Origin of the sequence: Campylobacter ureolyticus ACS-301-V-Sch3b, assembly GCF_000413435.1 — a bacterium.
GTDB classification, from domain to species: domain Bacteria; phylum Campylobacterota; class Campylobacteria; order Campylobacterales; family Campylobacteraceae; genus Campylobacter_B; species Campylobacter_B ureolyticus_A.
The window spans coordinates 349,582-372,449 of record NZ_KE340326.1 but is presented as its reverse complement, the minus strand read 5'-3'; the positions used below and the strand labels follow the sequence as shown (position 1 = coordinate 372,449).

General features: G+C 32.2%; 14 protein-coding genes. 9 read left to right on the top strand and 5 right to left on the bottom strand.

Features of this window, described 5'->3' with window-relative positions; translation table 11 throughout:
• Nucleotides 1-3: 3 nt before the first annotated feature.
• A complete protein-coding gene (locus HMPREF9309_RS01865) occupies nt 4-1,086 on the bottom strand; it encodes a prohibitin family protein (protein WP_016646228.1) in 1,083 nt (360 codons plus the stop codon).
• An 8-nt stretch (nt 1,087-1,094) separates the two neighbouring features.
• Complete coding sequence (locus HMPREF9309_RS01860; RefSeq protein WP_016646227.1) at nt 1,095-2,021, bottom strand: branched-chain amino acid transaminase; 927 nt, start codon at nt 2,019-2,021, stop codon at nt 1,095-1,097.
• A 119-nt stretch (nt 2,022-2,140) separates the two neighbouring features.
• On the opposite strand from HMPREF9309_RS01860, the gene bcp reads away from it, so the two are divergent.
• From bcp to carB, 8 genes are read left to right on the top strand one after another with little or no spacing between them, the layout of a single operon-like run.
• Nucleotides 2,141-2,647 carry a thioredoxin-dependent thiol peroxidase gene (gene bcp / locus HMPREF9309_RS01855; RefSeq protein WP_016646226.1) on the top strand — a complete coding sequence of 169 codons (507 nt, stop codon included), beginning with the start codon at nt 2,141-2,143 and terminating at the stop codon, nt 2,645-2,647.
• A 2-nt stretch (nt 2,648-2,649) separates the two neighbouring features.
• On the top strand, nt 2,650-3,711 hold the full coding sequence (locus HMPREF9309_RS01850; RefSeq protein ID WP_016646225.1) for an epoxyqueuosine reductase QueH: 1,062 nt from the start codon (nt 2,650-2,652) through the stop codon (nt 3,709-3,711).
• Nucleotides 3,712-3,749: 38 nt separating this feature from the next.
• Complete coding sequence (gene fabZ, locus HMPREF9309_RS01845; RefSeq protein ID WP_016646224.1) at nt 3,750-4,196, top strand: 3-hydroxyacyl-ACP dehydratase FabZ; 447 nt, start codon at nt 3,750-3,752, stop codon at nt 4,194-4,196.
• A 13-nt stretch (nt 4,197-4,209) separates the two neighbouring features.
• Nucleotides 4,210-4,998 carry an acyl-ACP--UDP-N-acetylglucosamine O-acyltransferase gene (lpxA, locus tag HMPREF9309_RS01840; RefSeq protein WP_016646223.1) on the top strand — a complete coding sequence of 263 codons (789 nt, stop codon included), beginning with the start codon at nt 4,210-4,212 and terminating at the stop codon, nt 4,996-4,998.
• Nucleotides 4,991-6,214, top strand: coding sequence for an ATP-dependent Clp protease ATP-binding subunit ClpX (clpX, locus tag HMPREF9309_RS01835; protein ID WP_016646222.1), 1,224 nt, complete (start codon nt 4,991-4,993; stop codon nt 6,212-6,214). The genes lpxA and clpX overlap by 8 nt, the downstream gene beginning before the upstream one ends.
• A 28-nt stretch (nt 6,215-6,242) precedes the next feature.
• Nucleotides 6,243-7,277, top strand: coding sequence for a rod shape-determining protein (locus HMPREF9309_RS01830; protein ID WP_016646221.1), 1,035 nt, complete (start codon nt 6,243-6,245; stop codon nt 7,275-7,277).
• A 4-nt stretch (nt 7,278-7,281) separates the two neighbouring features.
• Nucleotides 7,282-8,031 carry a rod shape-determining protein MreC gene (gene mreC, locus HMPREF9309_RS01825; protein ID WP_016646220.1) on the top strand — a complete coding sequence of 250 codons (750 nt, stop codon included), beginning with the start codon at nt 7,282-7,284 and terminating at the stop codon, nt 8,029-8,031.
• The gene (gene carB / locus HMPREF9309_RS01820) at nt 8,032-11,262 is read left to right on the top strand and encodes a carbamoyl-phosphate synthase large subunit (RefSeq protein WP_016646219.1); all 3,231 of its coding nucleotides are present in this window, start codon (nt 8,032-8,034) and stop codon (nt 11,260-11,262) included.
• Between the two features lie 108 nt (nt 11,263-11,370).
• Here the strand turns inward: carB and HMPREF9309_RS01815 are convergent, their stop codons facing one another.
• A complete protein-coding gene (locus tag HMPREF9309_RS01815) occupies nt 11,371-18,381 on the bottom strand; it encodes an autotransporter domain-containing protein (protein WP_016646218.1) in 7,011 nt (2,336 codons plus the stop codon).
• A gap of 143 nt (nt 18,382-18,524) precedes the next feature.
• Here HMPREF9309_RS01815 and HMPREF9309_RS01810 point away from each other — a divergent pair, with 143 nt between their 5' ends.
• Entirely contained in the window at nt 18,525-18,935 is a 411-nt protein-coding gene (locus tag HMPREF9309_RS01810) for a tetratricopeptide repeat protein (protein ID WP_016646217.1), read from the top strand.
• 42 nt (nt 18,936-18,977) lie between these two features.
• Here HMPREF9309_RS01810 and HMPREF9309_RS01805 read toward each other — a convergent pair whose 3' ends face one another.
• Both HMPREF9309_RS01805 and HMPREF9309_RS01800 read right to left on the bottom strand, forming a co-directional pair.
• Nucleotides 18,978-20,825 (bottom strand): aryl-sulfate sulfotransferase, encoded by a 1,848-nt coding sequence (locus HMPREF9309_RS01805; protein WP_016646216.1) that lies wholly within the window; start codon nt 20,823-20,825, stop codon nt 18,978-18,980.
• Between the two features lie 120 nt (nt 20,826-20,945).
• A complete protein-coding gene (locus HMPREF9309_RS01800; protein WP_016646215.1) occupies nt 20,946-22,805 on the bottom strand; it encodes an aryl-sulfate sulfotransferase in 1,860 nt (619 codons plus the stop codon).
• Nucleotides 22,806-22,868 lie beyond the last annotated feature (63 nt).

Here is a 22,868-nt window from a genome sequence, read left to right as displayed (position 1 = left end):
TTTTTACTCTGATATAGCACTTTGCTTTGCTTTGTCTTTTGTATCAACCCAAATATTTGGCACTGCTCCACCAGGAGTTAAGAAAATTTTAGCATCTTTATTTTCTTTAAGTGCTTCGTTAAATTTAGCTTGAGTTTGAATTTGCTTTAAGCTTAAAATATTTGAATCAAGACTTTTAGCAATCTCTTTATTTGCGTAAGCCTCTGCATCAGCTTCAACTTTTACGGCATCTGCTCTACCTTGTGCTTCAATAATAATAGCTTTTGCTGTTCCTTCTGCAAGAGCTGCTTTTTTAAGAGCTTCTTGATTTGCTCTTTCAACTTCATATTTTGTTCTTTCAGCCTCTTGCTTTGCAATTTGGACTCTTTCTATTTGATCTTTTATTTTATCAGGCAAGATTATTTCTCTAAGTTGCACGGCTAGCAAATCAACCGGGCGACCTTTGATTGATTCTATATCTTCTCTTATTTGATTTGCAATTGATGAAGCTATCTCATTTCTTTTTAAAGGCAATTCTTCTGCTGTATATTGACCTGTAACGCTTCTTACAACATCCCTAACAACAGGGTCAATTATTTTATTTTCCCATGCAAAACCATAAGTTGCGATAGTTGTTGGAGCTGTTGATTGGTTTAGTTTGTATTGAACTGTAATATCAATACTAACTGGTAAATTTCTAGCATCTAAAACTGAGATTGAGTTTTTTCTTATAATTCCCGAATTTGCAGCATTTGCAACTTCGCCTCTATCTTCTCCGCTTGTATAGTTTATAATCCTAACTCTTGTATCAACTACAAAAACCTTTTGAAGTCCTGGCATAAAAAAATGAAACCCTGGATCAAGTGGCTTTAAATCATATTTTCCAAGAGTTGAGCGAATTCCAACATGGCCTGAGCTTATAGCTACAAAAGGTCTTGCTAAAACTAAAATAAATATAATGGCTAAGCCTACATAAATAAATGGCGAAAACTTTCCAAACCCTTTAAAATCAGGCATTTTAAAGTCAAAATTTGGCTTATTTCCACCACCTTGGTTATTGTCATTTTTCTTTCTTTTGTTAAAATAATCGTTTAAATCTGCTGGCATATCTTTCCTTAATTAATATATGTTAGATATTTTTCATATTTCTCATTTTCACCTCTAACTGCGGCAAAATAAGTTTTTTGAAGTTTTTTTGTAATTGTTCCCATTTTACCATTTCCTATAATCCTGCCATCTACATTTGTAATTGGTGTAACTTCGGCTGCAGTTCCGGTAAAAAATGCTTCATCACTAATATAAACTTCATCTCTTGAAATTCTCTCTCTTTTTACCTCATATCCTAGATCTTTAGCTATTTCAATAACTGTATTTTGAGTAATACTTTCTAGGCTTGTGTCATTTGGTGGAGTTATAACAACACCATTTCTAACTATAAAAAAGCACTCTCCACTACCTTCGGCAATAAAACCTTGTTGATCTAAAAGTAAAGCCTCATCATATCCTGAAGTTACAGCATCATGGTTTGCCATTTGTGAGTTAAAGTAGTTTGCGCTTGCTTTTGCTTTACTCATCATTGAATTTGGTGAGTTTTTAGCCCAAGATGAAATTTTAACTTTTATGCCTTTTTCTATGGCATCTTCACCCATATAAGCACCCCATTCCCAAGCAGCAAGTGCAACTTGAACAGGTGAGCCAAGATGTGAAACACCCATAGAGCCATAGCCTAAAAATACAATCGGTCTTAAATAAACAGTGTCTTTAAAATCATTTGATTTTAAAAGTTCAACTTGAGCTTTAAAAAGCTCATCATAGCTATAAGGCACATTTATAAGGCAAGCTTTTGCTGAATCAAGTAGTCTTTTTGTATGTTCAGCTAGTCTAAAAACTGCCAAGCCTTTTTTTGTTTGATAGGCTCTAACTCCTTCAAATACGGCATTTCCGTAGTGAAGTGAGTGTGATAGGATATGAACATTTGCCTCATTCCAAGGGATTAATTTTCCATCTAGCCAGATATTTTTTGCTTCTTTTACTTTTGCCATGAATTTTACCTTTGATAAAAATATAAGTCTTAATTATAGCTAAATTTATTTAACTTTTTATTTAGTTAAACAAAATTGTGTATAATCGCCATATAAATTTCAATAAAAAGGGTAAAAAAATGAGTGATTTTTTAAAAGAAGATGTAGAGAGAAAAGTAACTTTACAAAAAGGAGACAGGGCTCCAAATTTTAGCCTTAAAAATCAAGATGGTGTTGAGATAAATTTAAATGATTTTGTAGGTAAAAATGTAATTTTATATTTTTATCCAAAAGACAATACTCCAGGTTGCACAACAGAAGCTTGTGAGTTTAGTCAAAATTATGATGAGTTTATAGCAAATGATAGTGTGATCATTGGCGTTAGCCCAGATTCTGTAAAAAGCCACGAAAATTTTATAAAAAAACATGACTTAAAACACATTTTACTAAGTGATGAAGATAAAAATGTAAGCAAGCTTTATGGCGTTTGGCAAGTTAAAAAAAATTATGGTAGAGAGTATTTAGGCATAGTTAGAACAACTTTTGTGATTGATAAAAAAGGCGATATTTTAAAGGTTTATAAAAGTGTAAAAGCAAAAGATCACGCAGCAAAAGTTTTAGCTGATTTAACTTCAAATTTAGGCTAAATTTGCTAGTTCAAATTTGCTGTAGTGTTGATAGTCACTATTTTTTAAGAAAGTTAAAGGAGATTTATCCGGGCGTTAGGATAATTGGCTATTTTTATGATCCAAATATCCATCCATATAGTGAGTTTTTGCTTCGTTATGACGATGTTAAAAGAAGTGCAAAAACTCTTGGAATTGAAGTTATTTTGGGCGATTATGAACTTGATGAGTGGTTTAGGTTTGTAAGAGGGCTTGAAAATGAGCCTGAAAAAGGTGAGCGTTGTCAAAAATGCTTTGATTTTAGGATGGAAAAAACAGCTATTTTAGCCAAAAAATTAGGCGAAAACTCAATAACCACAACGCTTTTAATGAGTCCTAAAAAATCCCACGCCCAATTACAAAAATCTCTATCTGAAATTTGTGCTAGATTTAATCTTGATTTTGTAGCACCTGATTTTAGGAAAAATGGCGGAAGCAAAGCTCAGTTTGATTTGGCAAAAAAAGATAACTTATATCATCAAAATTATTGTGGCTGTATCTATGCTATGAAAATGCAAAATAAAGCAAGTTTGGAATTTGAACTAATGAGTGCTATAAACCACCAAATTTGGCCAAATTCACCAGAAGATAGAGTTTTGTTTTATAGAAATTTAAGAACCTTGGAGGAGCAAAAGGTCAAATTTAGGCTTCAAAAAGATAGTTTTATAAATTATAGGCTTTTAAGAGGGTTAGTTAAATTTGATGAAAAGGCTATAAAAAGCTATTTTTTATTTAACTCTCATTTTGAGAGAAATTTAGTGAAATTTGGCATAAATTATGAGTGTGATGAGTTTGTAAAAAATGAGATAAGAGTTTTTAGTTTTGATAAATTCAAAGAGCTTTCAAAGCTTAATTTTAAGAGTTTTGATGAGCTTTTAAAAAAACCTCTAAGCGTTAATGAAGAGCTAAATTTAAGAGAAAAAATTTGTCAAAAAGGTAGCTTTTCGCCAATTATCATAGTTGAAAAAATAGTCCCAGCAAAGGTAAAGATCGAAGCTTTTTCAAAAATATATTTAGATGTTAGGGAAATTTTAGTAACTTTTTGATAAAATATGAGGTTAAATAAAATTTAAGGCTAGATAACATGTTAGATATAAACCAAATAATGCAAATTTTACCACATAGATATCCTTTTTTGTTGATTGATAAGGTTACAAATTTGGTACTTAATGAAAGTATTGAAGCGTATAAAAATGTAACCATAGGCGAACCTATTTTTGAGGGACATTTCCCTGGGCATCCTATTTATCCAGGAGTTATGATAATTGAAGGAATGGCACAAGCTGGTGGGGTTTTGGCTTTTAGAAGTATGGAAAAAGATAATCCAGATGATTTAAAAGATAAAGTTGTATATTTTATGAGTATTGATAAGGCAAAATTTAGAAAGCCAATTAGACCAGGAGATAGGATAACTTATAAAATTTCAACTCTAAAACATCGTGGCAAAATTTGGGTCTTAAAAGGCGAGGCTCATACTGATGATGGTTTAGCTGCTGAAGCTGAACTTCAAGCTATGATAATGGATAAATAGTAACGGATTTAATATGAATATTCATAAAACTGCCATCATAGAAGATGGTGCTATTTTAGGCAATGATGTAAAAATAGAAGCCTATGCCTTTGTTGGCAAAAATGCAAAAATTGGAAATGAAGTTATCATAAAGCAAGGTGCAAGGATAGTTGGAAATACAACAATTGGCGATAAAAGCAAAATTTTTAGCTATGCAGTAGTTGGTGATATCCCACAAGATATGAGTTTTGAAGTTGGTGAAAAAACAGGTCTTATAATTGGCAAAAATGCTACAATTCACGAGTTTTGCACGATAAACTCAGGCTCACATAAAGGTGATGGCTTTACAAGAATAGGAGATAATGCTTTTATAATGGCCTATTGTCATATTGCACATGATTGTATCATTGGAAATAATGTAATTTTAGCAAATAATGCAACTTTAGCAGGACATGTTGAAATGGGTGATTATGCTGTTATTGGTGGTCTTACTCCAGTTCATCAGTTTGTTAAAATTGGAGAAAGCTGTATGATAGCAGGAGCATCTGCATTAAGTCAAGATATTCCTAATTTTTGTTTAGCTGAGGGAAATAGGGCTTATGTAAGAGGGCTTAATTTAATAGGGCTTAGAAGAAGGTTCGAAAAAGATGAGGTAGAGGAGATAAATAAAGCTTATAAATTCATATTTAACCAAGGTGTTAGTATAAAAGATCAAGCTCTAAAATTACTAGATATTTCATCAAATTTGAATATAAAGAAAATGTGTGAATTTATCATAAATACAAAAAGAGGAATTCCTCTAAAAAAGGAAAAGAATGGCTAGAAAGTGTAGTTTTTGTGGTGGGCTAGAAGATAAAGATAGAAGAATTTTTCCAAATGAAAATAGCGATGCTTTTATATGTGAGTTTTGTATAGATGCAGCTTATGAGGTTATCCATGGTGGTGAAGTTGAAAAAAAAGAAGAAAATAAAACCATAAAAGATATTACACCAAAAAAACTAAAGGAAATTTTGGATAGTTATGTTATTGGGCAAGATATGGCAAAAAAGGCTTTTAGTGTTGGAGTTTATAATCACTATAAAAGGCTTTTTAAGCAAGATATGGTAGATGATGATACCGAAATTTCAAAGTCAAATATTTTACTTATTGGACCAACTGGAAGTGGAAAAACATTAATGGCTCAAACTTTAGCAAAGCATCTTGATGTGCCGATTGCAATTTGTGATGCTACAAGCTTAACAGAGGCTGGATATGTTGGAGAAGATGTTGAAAACATACTAACAAGGCTTTTACAAGCTGCAAATGGTGATATAAAAAAAGCAGAACAAGGAATCGTTTTTGTTGATGAAATGGATAAAATTGCTAGAATGAGCGAGAATAGATCCATAACAAGAGATGTAAGCGGTGAGGGCGTGCAGCAAGCACTTCTTAAAATTATTGAAGGAAGTGTTGTAAATATCCCACCAAAAGGTGGTAGAAAACATCCAAATCAAGACTTTATTCAAATAGATACAAAAAATATTTTATTTATTTGTGGTGGAGCTTTTGATGGATTAAATGACATTATAAGTAGAAGAATTGGCGAAAATATTTTAGGCTTTGGTCAAGAAAAAAGAACGAAAAAAGAAAATGAAAATTTGATACACTTAGTTGAATCCGACGATTTGGTTCATTATGGTATAATCCCCGAACTAATTGGAAGACTTCATATTGTAGCAACTTTAAATGAGCTTGATGAAAAAGATATGGTGAGAATTTTAACAGAACCTAAAAATGCGATTTTAAGTCAATATAAAAAAATATTTGCAATAGATGGAGCGAGTTTAAAATTTGATGATGAAGCGCTTTTGGAGGTTGCAAATTTAGCTATAAAAAGAAAAACGGGTGCAAGAGGTTTAAGAAGCATAATGGAGGGAGTTATGCTTGATATTATGTTTAATTTGCCAGAGTTAAAAGGATATGAAGTAGTAATTTCAAAAGATGTGGTTTTAGGCAAAGAAAAGCCAATTCTTGTAAAACAAGATATTTTAAGTGCCTAAAAACAACTAAGAAGCAAAAAGGATAAAAATGATAATTGATAAAATTTTAGGATTTTTTTCAAGCGATATGGGAATAGACCTAGGAACAGCAAATACCCTTGTTTTAGTAAAAGATAAAGGAATTGTTATAAATGAACCAAGTGTTGTTGCTGTTGAAAATACAAAATTTGGAAAACAAAAAATCTTAGCTGTAGGTCACCAAGCAAAAGATATGGTAGGAAAAACTCCAGGTGATATTCAAGCTATTAGACCAATGAAAGATGGTGTTATAGCCGATTTTGATATGACTGAAAGAATGATAAGATATTTCATAGAAAAAACCCACAAAAGACGAAATTTTATAAGCCCGAGAGTTATAATTTCAGTTCCTTATGGCTTAACTCAAGTTGAAAGAAAAGCAGTTAGAGATAGTGCTTTAATGGCAGGAGCAAGAGAAGTTTTTTTAATAGAAGAGCCTATGGCAGCAGCTATTGGAGCTGGACTTCCTATACAAGAACCAAAAGGAAGCTTAGTTGTTGATATTGGTGGAGGAACTACTGAGATAGGAGTCATTTCTCTTGGAGGACTTGTAATAAGCAAATCAATTAGAGCAGCTGGGGATAAATTTAACGAAGCAATAATTAGTTATGTCAAAGAAAAGTATAATCTTTTAATAGGTGAAAGAACCGGCGAAGAGATAAAAATAAAAGTAGGTACCGCAGTTCAGCTTCCAAAAGAACTTGTTGCTACTGTAAAAGGAAGAGATCAAATAAGTGGTCTTTTAAGCAGGATTGAACTAACCAGTGAAGATGCTAGAGAAGCTATGAGAGAGACATTAAAGCAAATTGCTGATAATCTAAAATCAGTTTTAGAGATGATGCCGCCTGATCTTGCTTCTGATATAGTTGAAAATGGTATTGTTTTATCAGGTGGTGGAGCATTGATTAGAGGAATTGATAAGTATTTAAGCGACATTGTAAAACTTCCTGTTTATGTTGCTGATGAGCCACTTTTAGCGGTTGCAAAAGGAACAGGCAAAGCATTAGAAGAAATAAGTATTTTAAGACAACTATCAAGCGAATAAATAAATGAGTAAAATCAAACAAATTTTTTTTGTACTTGTTTTTTTACTATTTTCTATATATTTTGGCTCTTATATAAAGGGTCAAAGTATAAGTTCAACTAATGATGTTATTAGTTTTTTTAAAAATATAAATACAAATTTAACTCAAAAAGTAAAAACTCATTTTAATAAGTCTTCGCAGATTAAAACCTTGCTTTTAGAAAATGAAGAACTTAAAAAAAAAGCCGTTTTATTAAATACTTATGCTTATGAGTTAAATCAAATTTTAAAAGATACAAATTCTACTAAATTTACTCCAAATATTAAACTTATAAGAACTTTATCTTATGCCAAAATTGGAGATTATAATAAATTTTGGGTTGATTTTAAAAACAACAATAAAAATAAAATTTATGGAGCTATTTTTAATGCCCACACAGCCGGAATTATAACTTCAAAAGATTCAAATTTTATGTTAATACTTCAAAATGATGAGCTTGCATCATTTTCAGCTTATATCGGTGATGAAAAAATCCCAGCTATCATAAATGGAGATGGAACTAGGGTTATAGCAAAATTTATTCCAAGATGGTTAAATCCAAAAATTGGTGATGAGGTTTATACAAGTGGGCTTGATGAGGTGTTTTTTGCAGGAGTTCCTGTTGGGGTTATAGATGAAATTATAGATGAAGATTTATATAAAAGTGCTGTTATAAAACCTTATTTTGATGAGGTTACACCAGCATTTCTATATGTCGTCACAAAGGAGAGATAAATGCCAAAAAGAGATGATTTCAAAACAGTTTTAGTTATCGGAAGTGGTCCGATTGTTATAGGTCAAGCATGTGAGTTTGACTATAGTGGCACACAAGCTATAAAAACATTAAAAAGTCTTGGTTATAGAGTAGTTTTGATTAACTCAAATCCAGCTACTATTATGACAGATCCAGACTTTGCTGATGCTTCATATTTAGAGCCAATTACAAAAGAAAGCATTTTAAGAATTATAAAAAAAGAAAACGTTGATGCGATACTTCCAACGCTTGGCGGGCAGGTTGCTTTAAATGCTGGAATGGAAGTTTATGAAAGTGATGAGTTTAAAAAATTAAAAAATGTTAAATTTATAGGTATAAACCCTGATGCGATAAAAAAAGGCGAAGATAGACTTTTGTTTAAAAAAACCATGCAAAGTATAAATATGGATCTTCCAAAGTCTTGCTATGCTTATACGCTTGATGATGCATTACAAGCAGCTAGCCAAATTGGTTTTCCTTTAATAATAAGAGCAAGTTACACTCTTGGTGGAGCAGGAAGTGGTGTAGCTTATAACATAGATGAGTTTAAAGAAATAGCTCAAAACGGAATCGAGGCAAGCCCGATAAATGAAATTTTAATAGAAGAAAGCTTGCTTGGTTGGAAAGAGATAGAATCTGAGGTTATAAGGGACAAAAAAGGACAATGCGTTTTAGTGTGTGGTATAGAAAATATAGATCCTATGGGAATTCACACAGGAGATAGTATAACAATAGCTCCAACTCTTACACTAAGTGATGATGAGATAGAAAAAATAAAAAAACTAAGTTTTGAAATAGTTAAGGCTATTGGGGTTGATGCAGGTGGTAGTAATATTCAATTTGCCATGAATCCAAAAGATGGAAGAACTGTAGTAATTGAAATGAATCCACGAGTTTCTAGAAGCTCAGCACTTGCAAGTAAGGCAACTGGATATCCTATAGCTAAAATTTCAACTCTTTTAGCAGTTGGTTATACGCTTGATGAGATAGAAGATGGTTTTTATGAACCAGAAATTGACTATATAGTTGTAAAAGTTCCTAAATTTGCTTTTGAAAAATTTAAAGGTGCAAATACTTTGCTTGGAACTGCGATGAAGAGCGTTGGAGAAGTTATGAGTCTTGGCAAAAGCTTAAAAGAAGCTTTGCAAAAAGCGCTTTGCTCTATGGAAAGCGGTCTATCAGGATTTGATGAAATTTCAAACAAAGATTTAGTTTATAAGCTAAGACATGCCGATGATAAGAGGATATTATATGTTGCACAAGCTTTTAGAGATGGCTATGATATAGAAAAAGTTTATGAACTAACTAAAATAGATAAGTATTTTTTAAATGAAATTTATGAAATAGTAGAGTTTGAAAAAAGTGTGGATATGGATATTTTAAACGATTCTAAAAAACTACAAGAAGCTAAAGCTATGGGATTTTCTGATAAAAAGTTAGCTTATCTTATAAATTTAAAAGACAACCTAGAGCTTAGTCAAAATGATATTTACTTTGCAAGAAATAAATTTAATATAGCTCAAATTTATCAAAAAGCTGGAACAAAAGGCAGAAATGATAACTTTACTTATCTTTACTCAACATTTAAAAAATGCGAAAATGTCTCATCCAGCAATAAAGGCAAAAAAGTTTTAATAATAGGTGGTGGACCAAATAGAATAGGACAAGGAATAGAGTTTGATTATTGTTGTGTTCATGCAAGTTATGCGCTAAAAGATCTTGGCATAAAAAGTATAATGTATAATTGCAATCCTGAAACTGTAAGCACGGATTATGACACAAGCGATACGCTATATTTTGAACCAATTGATTTTGAGCATTTAAGAAGTGTTATTGAAAGAGAAAATCCTGATGGCGTAATAATTCATTTTGGAGGTCAAACTCCACTTAAATTTGCAAAAAGACTAGCAATTATTGGGGCTAATGTAATAGGAACAAGCCCAAGAGTTATAGATATGGCAGAAGATAGGAAGAAATTCAGCGAGTTTATATCAAAATTAGGTATTAAACAGCCTAACAATGCAACTGCGACAAGCGTAGAAGAAGCAGTTTTAAAAGCAAAAGAAATTGGCTATCCAGTGCTTGTTAGACCAAGTTATGTTTTAGGCGGAAGAGCAATGAAAAAAGTCACTTGTGAAAGTGAGCTTTTAGAGTATATGGGCGAAGCAGTAAGCGTTAGCAACCACTCTCCGGTTTTAATAGATAAATTTTTGAAAAACGCTACCGAACTTGATGTTGATGCCATAAGTGATGGAAAAGATGTTTTTGTGGGAGCTATTTTAGAGCATATTGAAGAGGCTGGAATTCACTCAGGTGATAGTATAAGTGTAATGCCACCACAAAGCTTAAGCAAAGAAATAATTGAAAAAGTTTACAAAAACACAAAAGAAATCGCTATAAATTTAGGCGTTATAGGACTTTTAAACATACAATTTGCCATTTTTGAAGATGAAATTTATATGATAGAAGTAAATCCAAGAGCAAGTAGAACTGTGCCTTTTGTAAGTAAAGCAACAGGAATTCCTATGGCAAAAGTCGCAACTAGAGTTATGTGGCAAGGGGATTTAAAAGAGGCATTAAATTTCTATGATAGTTATAAAAACTTAATAAAAGTAGGAGATATCTATACAGCTACTCCAAAAAATCATGTTTGTGTTAAAGAAAGCGTATTTCCATTTAACAAACTAGTTGGGGCTGATTTTATCCTTGGGCCTGAGATGAAATCAACAGGCGAAGTTATGGGTATAAGCGATAGTTTTGCAAAAAGCTTTATAAAAAGTCAAATTTCAGCAAGTAATGTCTTTTCATCAAGTGGAACTTTGTTTTTAAGCTTGGCCGATGATGATAAAAAAAGTGGTATAGAACTAGCTAAAAAATTCATAAAAGAGGGCTTTAGGATAGTTGCAACAAGTGGAACTCATAATGCCTTAAAAGAGCATGGTATAGAAAGTGAGTTTGTTCACAAGATAAGCGAAGGCCGCCCAAACATCGCCGATAAGTTAAAAAATAATGAGATAAATTTGGTTGTAAATACAAGCGATAATAAAAGCTATGATGATGATGGTGTCAAAATCCGCCAACTTGTTTTGAGGTTTAAAGTACCATATTTCACAACTACAAAAGCGGCCCTAATGGCAGTAAATTCAATACCGTCAATGAAAGATGGCTCATATTTAGAAGTTAAAAGTATTCAAGATTATTTAAAAGAGTAGAGTTTATAACAAAATTAAAAGGGGATTTTTCCCCTTTTAAAAATCATCAAGTTTAAAACAAGATTGAAGTTTATAAACATCAAAAGTTTTATTTCAAGCCTTTAATTTTTAAAACTTAATTCTTAAATCAAGCCCTATAAATCTATCTTTAAATTGAGTTTGATATCCACCTTTTAAAGATGCACCGAAATTTCCATTTTCGTATTTACCTACAAGTGTAAATTCAGCACCTTTATCTTCCTTATCCTCTTTTGGAAGTGAAAAATAGCTATTTGCATCTTTAAATCTTGCTAAATTGTTGGCTCTGTTTATCTTGCCAAATTCTTTGTAAATTTTACTATCAAGAAGTATATTAAAGTATGAACTCTCATCAAGCAAATGTGTATATCCAAGCTCAACTCCAATATTTGGTCTGATACTATAATAATCTTTTGAATCAACATTTAAAAGAAGAGTATTGCCACTTTTTTCTTTTATATTGTCTATAATGCCATATCCTAAATCAACTCCTGCATATGGCGAAATTTTAAAACCTGAGTTGAATTTATACTCTTTATAAAAGCTATTTTTGACATCAAAGCCTAATGTATAATATTTAGATTTTGCCCAAAAGTCTTTATCTAAAGTATATCTTTTCATCTCTCTTGTGCTTCCTGTGGCAGATATTTTTAAAAGATGATTTACTTCTTCGTTTAAAACTTTTCTATCTATATAATATCCGATTTGTGCTGTTAAAGCATCTTCTTTTGATTTATAATCATTTTTAAACTCATATCTTTCTTTGGCAATTCCTCCAAAAACTCCATTTGACGTTCCATCCATTTTAAGATCGAAGTTATTTAGCACAAATAGACCGTAAGCATTCTTATCATATCCTAAAACTCCATCCACTCTTTGATCTCGTTTAGTGTTTGCACCAAAAATCTTAAATTTGGTTGTGTCTGTAGTGTTTGTATCCCAACGCATCAAATCATTAAATTCTCTATCATAAATATCAGCAGATGAGTAAGCCCTGGTTTGAGTTGATGCATATTCAAAACCACCTAAACTTTTTAAATTTTTATGAAGGTTAAATTCTTCATTTTTTCCAAGTAGGTTAAGTTTATTAAATATCTTTTTATCGTTGCTTCCAACTATGGCTTTTTCATATTTCTTATCAAGTGCAATATATAAATCTTTATATTTACTATCTTTTTTTATGAAATTTACATAAGGAATTTTTGACATCACAAAACTTTTTATTTTGTGATTATTTTTAGCATTTTTATCAAAAGTTACAAATGCCTGCCAAGTTAAAGAACCTGAATAAACAGCTTTTATAGCTGTTGATTTGTCAAGCTCATCTATGAAAGGCTTCATCAGACTTTGATCTAAATTTATAACTTTTTTGTTTGTATAGTTTGCCGCTTCAGCGCCTATATAAAGGATGATTTTATCATTTTTGCTTAGGTTATCAAGTCCTTTTATAGGTTTTGTCAAATTTACGCCTGAAGTATCCGCATACATTGCCACGATATTGTTTTTAACTCTTTTTTCTTTGCTTTTGTTATCTAAATTTGCAGGAATCTCAATATTTGTTGTTTTGTTTGACAAGCTTAGATCTAAATTATTGGCAATTTGTGAATTTGATAATTTTACAGAATTTTCAGTATTGTAAATTTTATTATCATATTTTACATTAAAATCTTCAAAATTTTGGGTGTTCTTATTTACCTCTATATCAACGCCTTTAAATTTATCTTTATGAACTTCATTTGGAAGGAAAGAAGGAGTGCTTGCGGGCATAATATCTATTTTTTTACCATCTTTTACCACGCTTTTTGAATTTCCAATTATTTTAATTTCGCCTCTATTTTTAAAATACGAACCATTTACCATATAAACACCAACTGAATTATCAGCGTTTAAAGTTATTTTGCCTGTATTGTCGATTATGGAATTATCGGCATAAACTCCAATTGAGTCTTGAGCGTTTACATTTATATCTCCGCTATTTTTAATATCGGCAAATTTAGCATACATTCCTATTTGGTTGTTTGCATTTAAATTTATTGCTCCATCGTTTGTTAAAACCGCTTTATTTGTAGATGTGCCTATGCCATACATTCCAACTTCATACTCTTTATTTAAATTTATAGTTCCTGTATTTTTTATGTTTTTCCCCATCAATGCAGCTGAAAATTTATCATTTTCTCCTTTTGAGCTTAGGTTTACAACACCTTCATTTAAGATATTTTTTGCAAAAATTCCAACTGAACGATCGCCAAGTAAAGAGATATTTCCTTTGTTTGTGGCTTCGTTTTTTGTATAAATTCCAATTGAGTTTTCCTTATTAAGTAAAATTTTGTTTAAATTTGAAATCTTTGCATCTTCATCACTAAACATTCCAGCACCCTGACTGTTTGCTAAAATTTCACCACTATTTATTAAAGAGCCTTTTTTGGCATACATTCCAACACCGTTTTCACCATTTACATTTATTTTTCCACTATTTGTGGCAGCTCCGTTTTTAATATACATGGCAACTGCATTTTTATTTATATTTATTTCACCTTCATTTTGCAAATTTACATTTTCATCATCTATGCCATACATTCCAACAGATTCATCATCTGTGTTTATAGTGCCATTATTAATTGCAATTCCTGGTGAAAAAAGCGCAATCGCAGCCGAATAAATTTTATTGTCTTTATCGCTTTTTGCTACGTTTATAGTGCCTTTGTTTGTTATGGTAAGTGTTTCATTGTCACTATCTTGAAGTGCTAGACCTATGCTTCCGTAAGCTAACTCATCCATATTTATTTTTGAATTTGCTCCTAGACTTACATTTGTGCTACCTTCTGCTAAAACAGCGACATTATTTTTTCCTTTTAGATTAAATGTTATATCATCAAAAGTATAACTTGAAGGATTTCCTATAGATTTTAAATGCAAGGCTTTAGAGTTTTCATCTTTTACATTAAATACCGAATTTGGCACTAAAGTTAGTTTATTTGCATTTTCTTTGCTATTTTCAAGATATATAGCAGTTTGATTTTTACCTAAAATTTCTGTATTTTTTATATTATACTTTATGTCTGTATTGTCACTACTTTTAGAGTATAAAACTATAGAATCATCACTTATATTTATTTTAGCATTTTCTTCTATATTTACAGCAGATGAGTTATTAGCATAAATTCCAACTGAATTTTTTCCTTTTAAGTCTATTGTTGAGCCGTTTTTTACATCTATATTTTTTCCACTTATTGCTGTAACTTTTGATGCATCTTTAGATGAGATTATTCTACCGCCATCTAAAAGCTGTGTAGAACTGTCATTATTAACCGATTTGTTAAGCATTCCGGCTGAGTGGTTTGAGTTTATATATATAAGTCCGCTATTTTTAAGAGTTGAGCTTGAGTTAATATTTTGTGTTTCATCTTGAAATTCTTTTCCATACATTGCAATGCTTGAGCTTGAGTTTTTATTTAAATTTATATTTCCTTTATTTATAAGTGTGGAATTTGAGCTTGCCATCGCCATAGAATTTGCAGCATTTACATTTATGTTTTTATTGTTTGTGCCTGTGTAAGAATTTTGGACTTTGTTGAAATTATTATCTACATAAATTCCAGCCGACCTCTCACCATTTACCACTATATCTCCATTATTTGTAATAAAGCCATTTAGTTTACTAGCTCCACCTATTTGATCTATAAAAGCCTTACTATAAGGCTTTGTATTTTGCGCATAAAGCATTGCTCCGATTGATAGAGAAGAGTCAGTTTGTATCGTGCCATCATTTGTTACATCAGAGCTTACTGCATAAATTCCAGTTGCATTTTTTGTATTACTGCTTCCAACTTTTATTAGTGCGCTTTTATCTGTATTTACTCTACCAAAGTCTATATATAGTCCAACTCCTGCATCTTCTTTTTGATCTTTGCTATTAACTATAACTTTGCTGTTGTCTTTTAGAGTTATTGAAGTTTTATCTTTGTTTGTTGCATTTGGTCCTGCAGATACTGCTATTGCAAATGGCTTACTCATTGAAAGATTTTTAAGCTCGTCTTCATTCATAATGGCTTTTACTGTTTTACCGCTACCAAGAGTTATATTTGCTCTTTGAATTTTTATATTTTTAGCAAAATTGAAAGCTATTTTTTCATCATCAGTTTGCATATCTGAAATTTTATCGCCTTTTTGTCCGGCTTTAGATTTATCAATATTGCTATCTATAAGAAAATTTTTAAGTCCGTCAATTAATGCAAGTGTGGCTTTCGCACCATTTGGATCACTTCTGTCTATTTTATAACTAAAAGTTCCTACGCCGATAGTACCTTCATCTTCGAGATTTAATGCACCGTCTTCATTATTAAAACGTGAGGAGCGTAAATCATTATAGTCTTTAATTGTAAAAAGATTCACCTTATCGCTTAAAGGTTTGATATTTACTTTTCCCATTAAGCCTTTGACATCATAAGTATTGTTTGCTTTGTCGTAGTCAAGCGCTACGCCGTATGAGTTTCCCATAAGATTTATAGTGGCATTATCCAAGTTTATTTTAGCGTCTTTTTGACTTGAATATGTTGCATAGCTGTCGCCATCATATGTTATAGTTGCATTTTTTGCGTTTATGTATGAAGTGTTTCCGTCACTTGCTATAGAAGCAAGAGCTGATTTTAAGCCTGTGGCTTTGATAGTCGCTCCGCTTAGGTCTATATGTCCGCCATTTCCAGCTGTTATACCGACCCCATCACCGTTTAAATTTATTTTTGCACCTTCTTCTATTTTTATTTGCGGTTTCGAGCTTTGAATATTCGGTTTTGAAAAATTTGAAGCGTAAAATCCATTTGAGCTATCGCTTAAATACATATTTATAGTGGAGCCATTTTTTATGGTAACTTCTGCATTATCGCTATAAACTACGGCATTGCTAGTAATTAAAGAGCCATCTTTACCGGCAGTTAAATTGCCTTCAAATTCTACATTTCCTTTATTTAAGGCCATAATAGCTTTATTATCAGTGCTATTTTTTCCTTCGAAGTCTTTTCCTGCGTTTATATTTATATCTCCATTATAGATTATTACGCTTGGGTGATTGTATTTATCTTGCTTTACATAAAGAGCGGTGTTATTTTTTCCACCATTTATATTGATGGTATGATTGGTGTCGTTTTTAAAATTTTCATTTATTTTATCAACTATTTTTTCATCAAAATTATCTTTTATTTCGGTATCCGTAATCTCATTTAAAAGTTTTATTGTTCCACTTTTAGCATAAATTCCTATACCGTTTGTAGAGTTTGCATTTATTTGTATATCTGTTCTTACGAAATTATCCATAACTGAATTTTTAGAGTTTGGATTATATATCATTGCTATAGCATTATCTACAGATCTTTTATCATTGTCTTCTATATTGCTTTGAGGATCAAATTTTTTACCCTCTTCACCATCTTCTTTGATATCTACTTTAGGTTCATCCTGACTATCTTTTACTATTTTTGATTCATAAATATCAGTTTCGTTTCCTTTATCCCCGATCACTATCTTCATTGTGCTAAAGCTTTTATTGCCTTCATTTAAAGCATCGTTTTCATTATAAAAGCCGATTGCTTTATCGCCTCTTAAAATAATTGGTTTAAAGGTATGAACGTTTGATCCGCTTTTTAAATCTCCCCTATCTCCTGAGATCGCCATTCCTATGGAGTTTGCTCCATTTAAAACAAAATTTCCATCATTTATAAAGCTTAATGTACTCTCATTTAAATATGTTTCAAGTGCTGAAGCTAAATAGCCTACAGTATGCATACCAAATAAATTTATATTTCCGGTGTTTGTATAAATGGCACTTGTATTTTTTCTTGGAACATCGGGTGAGTGAAAAAATACTGCTGCTTTTTTATCCTCATCATCATCCCTTGGAAGCAAAACTATATCACCGCTGTTATTATAAATATGCAGCTTATCTGATGGGTCATGGTTGACAACCATCATCAAAAATCCTTTAGCAGTTTCTCCTATTTCAGCTATTCCTTCATTTTCAAAATAAACTAAAGGAACTTTTGATTTATCCATTTCCCGGTTTATCTTTAAAGCTTTAGGCATAAAATATGGTAAAGTTGTATCTATAAGTTTACCTGTTGGTGGTATCTTCTGATTTATCTCGGAAATATTTTTTTTCTCAAAACTATTATTTCCGTTCGTTTCTCCGACCACTGCAAAACCGAATTCATAGCCGCAGCATCCTTCTATTGTGTTATAGCTTTTTGAATTCATATAAATTTTTACATCTTTTTTAAATGTGTTGTATGGAGCAGTTCTTAATGTGTATAAAAAATGCCTTGTGTCATTGTTTGCGTAGAAAGTATCTTCAAAATCGCCAATTGATTTTTTATAAAACATAGGCATTGTAGCTTTGTAATCTTTTATTTTTAAATAACCAGCATTTGGATTACTGCGATCTGGTGATACCTTTAAAAATGTGCCTTTTTCTAAAGTTACTTGAGAAAAATTTCCTTGACCACTTCCTTTATTTAAATAATAGGCATAACTGCTTAAAACGGCTCCTGAACCTTTGATATTTATATTTACTTCATCTATATCTTCCGGTTTAGCTATATCCGGCATAGAGATTAGACCTACTGTTGGGATATTAAAAAGTGGATTTGTACTTTTTGCTTGAGGCAACATATCTTTTAAATTCCAATCTTTATTTTCATAAGACGGTTTTTTTATACTTATATCTTTTTTTATATTTTCAGTATTAAAATTTGTAATTTCTAGCTCATTTTCGCCAGATTTATTTTTAGCTAAAAAATGTGGAACTTCATAACCGCTACCCAGTAAAAACTCTTCATTTTCAATTTCTGTAATATGTCTTTTTAAGAGATTTTTATCTATATAATCTCCATTTTTAGTCTTTGTTGTTAAACCATCATGATTTAAACCATCTATATTATTAGAAAAAGAATTTGGGCTTTTTTGTTTAAGCCATAGCCAGTTTACGCCTATTTGATAGCTGTGATTATCATCAAGGCTGGTTGTAAAGTGTGGTATTATGTTTTTTGCATTCAAACATATCTGAGTGCCTAAAACCAATACTAAAACTTTTAAAAAAATGTTTTTTTGCATAATTGCACCTTTGTTAAAATTAATCTCATATTATACACTATATCACATTAATTTAAAATTTTTTATTTTTTATTTTTAAATTGTTTATAATTTTATTTAATATAAAAAGCTAAAATCATATAATTTTTTTATTAGGAGAGTTTATGAGAAAAGTTATTTTATGTTTGATTTTGGTTTTTAGTGTTGGATTTGGTTTGGATTTTGACAAAGCGCTTGATGGCTGCATAGTAAAAAGTGATGAAAAAGCGTGTTTAAGCATATCATCTTATTTGGAAAAAGAGTGTGAGAGTGGAAGTGAAGCAAAGTGCTTTTTATTTGCTGATATGCTTCAAAGAGGGCTTGGCGTGGAAAAGGATGTTGTAAGAGCATTTGAGATTTTTAACAAAGGTTGTGAAAATAATGTAAGTGAGAGTTGTTATGAGGCTTCGGTTCATTATTTGGAGGGAAAAGGCACTTCACACAGCTTTGAGGGGTCAACCACAACGCTTTTAAAAGCTTGTGATCTGGGCAGTAAAAGAGCGTGCCAAATTTTAACTTATTTACCACAAGAGTAGTTTAAATTTGAGTGCAAATTTGCACTTGCACTCATTTAAATTTTAGTTTTCAAATGCTTTTTTAAGGCTAATTGGCATTGCTTGATAGCCAGAAATTCCTTTTAGCTGTATTTCAAATGATGGTTCTTTTGCACCCCATTTAAATTCCATCAAATAAGGATTTGGTAAGCTCTCAAAAGCACCTGTTTGTAGGTTAAAATTTGTTCCAGCAGTCGCACTATAGACAACAACGCTATCTTTATCGGCGTGATACTCTGTTAGGCTAGTAACTGGGCTATACCAAGAGTTACCACGGTTTTTGCCATATTCCCAAACTTGCTCAACAGTCATCTTCTTTTGATCTATTTTGTAGATTACTGCGCGGCTATATTTCATCGATGGAAGTGCAGGTTGCTCCATACCACGGCTATCTCCATTGTCAAAAGCTGTTACATATAAGATATCGCCTTTACTTTTTGCATCAATTTTAAATGCAGTGTGCTGTGTCCAAGTGTAGTCAAAGCCACCCTTTTCGTTTAGATATCCAGGGCATTTTGAGCCACTATCTCCACAACTTATCTTGTTGCCTTTACTATCGACTGGTTGGAGTAAGAATGGTTTAAATTTATCACTCCACCCCTCATGTGAGCCTAAAATCCACTTTACCTTTTTATCTCTTCCTATCTTAATAATAGCGCTTTGATGCCTTGATGAAAGTATGATACTATCATCTTCTGTGTCATGATCTACTGAGTTTATATGCGCCCAGTTTCTGCCAGGACCACTTCCTACGATATCGCCAAATTTATCACTTTCATCCATTTTTGCTAAATCTTCGCTGCTTAAAGTTTTTCCAGCCATACTTGCGTCGATATTTAGGCAAACTGCACCTTGATCAAGCACCTTCATATTTACATCTCTGTAAGGATCTAATATATTATATAGCTTCCACTCGTCCAAAACTACTCCATTTTCATCTACCTCTATGACAACATCTCGCACGGTGCGGACATTTTTGCCATCAAGTCGCTTTTGATTTGAGCTTGCAACTCTTAAAAAGTAGTTTCCATTTGGGCTATTGTCTAGTGAGTGTGAAAAGTCGTTATAGCCTATTGGTAGCTGCCTATTGAAAATCTTTCTACCCATTAGGTCATACTTAGCGTATCTTTGTCCATATCCCCAAGTTAGGGCTCCATCATCATTTTGCTTAAAGCCCATCATAACACCTGCGTTATAGATGGATTTAAGATCATAAATCGGCTCAGCAAACATATACCATCTAATCTCGCCCTTTGTATCTATAACGAAATTTTGAGGATAGAAATTCCACTCTAGTGCTCCACCAACTGGGTTATTCCAAACAACTTGTGTGCCTTTGCCAGATTTTTGGATGTTTCCTGTTAAAAAATAAAGTCTATCGCTAAATTCTTTATCTGCTGCTTTATGTACTACTGCTTCTGTAAAAAATGCACTATCTTGTATTTTGATTCCGGCAGGTTCTGCATAGATTGGTGCGGTATATATCTCATAAGTTTCTTTTAGTTTATCGGCCTTATCGCCCAAAATCCTTGTATATTCGACCTCGACTTTGTTTTTATAGTCAGGATAAAGACCAAATACAGGAATTCCACCGTGAGTTAAAATTTGCTTATTGCTAACGCTATATTTTATCTCTTGACCACCTTTTTTAGGAACTATCCTAACTTTTACATCTTTTAGATCATAACCACCATTTCTAATAATTGCAGTAAGAGGTGCAATATCATATGGATTTACAACGACTTCGCCGATTTGCCCTTGAATTAGATAATCAACTTTTGCCCCGCTTGGCCCGCCAATTGCAAATGAGGTCGTGGCTCCAACGCCTAAAAGCATACCAGCCACTAAGATTGAACTAAGAATTTTTTTCATATTTTCTCCTTTTAAAATTTAGATAAAAACTTCATTGTTTGAAACTTTTATATAAATTTCTAAGGAAAAACATAAAAATAAAAGCCCTAAAATTAGGGCTTTAAATTTTAATAAATCAATTTATTTTGTTTTACCAAACGCCTTTTCAAGACTAATTGGCATTGCTTGATAACCAGCATCTGTTCCAATAAACTGAATTTGAACAGAAGGCTCCTTTGCACCCCATTTAAACTCATCAATTTCAGGCTTTGGCTCTCCAACGCTAACTCCTGAATTTAGATCAAAACTCATTCCAGCAGTTGCACTATAAACAACAATACTATCTTTATCGGCGTGATATTCTGTTAAGCTAGTAACCGGACTAAACCATTCGTTGCCGCGATTTTTACCATATTCCCAAATTTGTTCGATTGTCATTTTTTCTTGGTCTATTTTATAAACTACCGCACGGCTATATTTCATAGTTGAAAGTGCTGGTTGCTCGATACCTCTTGCATCTCCGTTATCAAAAACGCTTATATAAATATATCTTTTATCTGACTTTTCATCTATTCTCCAAGCAGTGTGTTGTGTCCAAGTCCAGTCAAAACCGCCATTTTCATTTAGATACCCAGGACATTTTGAATACCCATCTTCACAAACGATTTTATTTCCTTTGCTATCAACTGGCTGTAAAAGTTTATCTTTAAATTTATCATTCCAGCCTTTATGTGCTCCAGCTATCCATTTAACTTTTTTATCACGACCAATCTTTATCATAGCGCTTTGGTGGCGACTTGAAAGTATAATGCTATCATCTGTTGGGTCATAATCAACTGAGTTTACATGCGCCCAGTTTCTACCAATCCCAGTTCCGGCGATATCTCCAAAATCATTACTTTCATCCATTTTTGCCAGATCTTCATCGCTTAGTGTTTTTCCAGCCATACTTGCATCGATATTTAGACAAACCGCACCTTGATCTAGAGCTTTTATAACATCGCTTCTATATGGATCTAAAATTTCAAATAATTTCCACTCATCAACCACATCACCATCTTGATTTACTTCAATTATAACGTCTCTTACAGTTCTGACATTTTTGCCATCAGGGCGAAGTGTGTTTGCTGAAGCTACTCTTAAGAGATAGTTTCCATTTTGCATATCGTCCATCGCGTGTGAAAAGTCAATGTAGCCAAGTGGTAGTTGGCGGTTAAAGCTCTCTTTACCCATAAGATCATATTTCACATACCTTTGTCCAAATCCCCAAGTAAGTGAGCCATCATTGTTTTGGTGAAAGCCCATCATAAGTCCACGATTGTAGATATTGTGCCAGTCCATTAGTTTGTCATTATCAAAAAACCATCTAATTTCACCTTTTGTATCAACGATAAATGCACTTGATTCTTCATCCCATTCCATAGCTCCACCCATAGGGTTGTTCCATACTGAATTTGAGCTTTTTCCAATGCTTTTTCCTGGAGCATTATTTACCAAATAAAGCCTATCTTTAAACTCATCTTCTACTTTTAAAACATTAACTTTTTCAAAAGGAACACCTCTTTGTGATGTATATCCAGTAGGTTGCAAGCTTATGCCGGAAGTTAAAATCTTGTACTCTTCATCTTTTACTGTTTCAGTTTTTCCAAAACTTTCTTTTGTGTAGCTTACTTTTACGGTATTTAAGTAGCTTGGGTAAAGACCAAAAATTGGAATTCCGCCGTATGTTTTAGCTCTATTTTCATCAACTTTATACTTTATTGTTTGTCCGTTTTCTTTTGGGACAATTGTAACTTCAATATTGCTTAAATTATACCCACCATTCATAATAACAGCAGTTAGTGGGGTTAGTTCATAAGGATTTAGTTTAACGCTTCCTATTTTTCCCTGTATTTGCCAATCGGTCTTTGGACCAGTTGGACCACCCATTGCTAAAGATGTTGTAACTCCTACTGATATAAGCATACCAGCAACTAAAACTGAACTAAGAATTTTTTTCATATTCTCTCCTTTTGTAAAATTTAGATAGAAATTTCAAGGTTGAGACTTTTATCTAAATTTAAA

What these genes read in the sequence shown, in the direction of transcription:
- HMPREF9309_RS01805 (WP_016646216.1), bottom strand. Translation starts at nt 20,825, where the DNA reads ATGAAAAAAATTCTTAGTTCAATCTTAGTGGCTGGTATGCTTTTAGGC.
- HMPREF9309_RS01865 (WP_016646228.1), bottom strand. Translation starts at nt 1,086, where the DNA reads ATGCCAGCAGATTTAAACGATTATTTTAACAAAAGAAAGAAAAATGAC.
- carB (WP_016646219.1), top strand. Translation starts at nt 8,032, where the DNA reads ATGCCAAAAAGAGATGATTTCAAAACAGTTTTAGTTATCGGAAGTGGT.
- HMPREF9309_RS01810 (WP_016646217.1), top strand. Translation starts at nt 18,525, where the DNA reads ATGAGAAAAGTTATTTTATGTTTGATTTTGGTTTTTAGTGTTGGATTT.
- mreC (WP_016646220.1), top strand. Translation starts at nt 7,282, where the DNA reads ATGAGTAAAATCAAACAAATTTTTTTTGTACTTGTTTTTTTACTATTT.
- HMPREF9309_RS01815 (WP_016646218.1), bottom strand. Translation starts at nt 18,381, where the DNA reads ATGCAAAAAAACATTTTTTTAAAAGTTTTAGTATTGGTTTTAGGCACT.
- bcp (WP_016646226.1), top strand. Translation starts at nt 2,141, where the DNA reads ATGAGTGATTTTTTAAAAGAAGATGTAGAGAGAAAAGTAACTTTACAA.
- fabZ (WP_016646224.1), top strand. Translation starts at nt 3,750, where the DNA reads ATGTTAGATATAAACCAAATAATGCAAATTTTACCACATAGATATCCT.
- HMPREF9309_RS01800 (WP_016646215.1), bottom strand. Translation starts at nt 22,805, where the DNA reads ATGAAAAAAATTCTTAGTTCAGTTTTAGTTGCTGGTATGCTTATATCA.
- HMPREF9309_RS01860 (WP_016646227.1), bottom strand. Translation starts at nt 2,021, where the DNA reads ATGGCAAAAGTAAAAGAAGCAAAAAATATCTGGCTAGATGGAAAATTA.
- lpxA (WP_016646223.1), top strand. Translation starts at nt 4,210, where the DNA reads ATGAATATTCATAAAACTGCCATCATAGAAGATGGTGCTATTTTAGGC.
- clpX (WP_016646222.1), top strand. Translation starts at nt 4,991, where the DNA reads ATGGCTAGAAAGTGTAGTTTTTGTGGTGGGCTAGAAGATAAAGATAGA.
- HMPREF9309_RS01830 (WP_016646221.1), top strand. Translation starts at nt 6,243, where the DNA reads ATGATAATTGATAAAATTTTAGGATTTTTTTCAAGCGATATGGGAATA.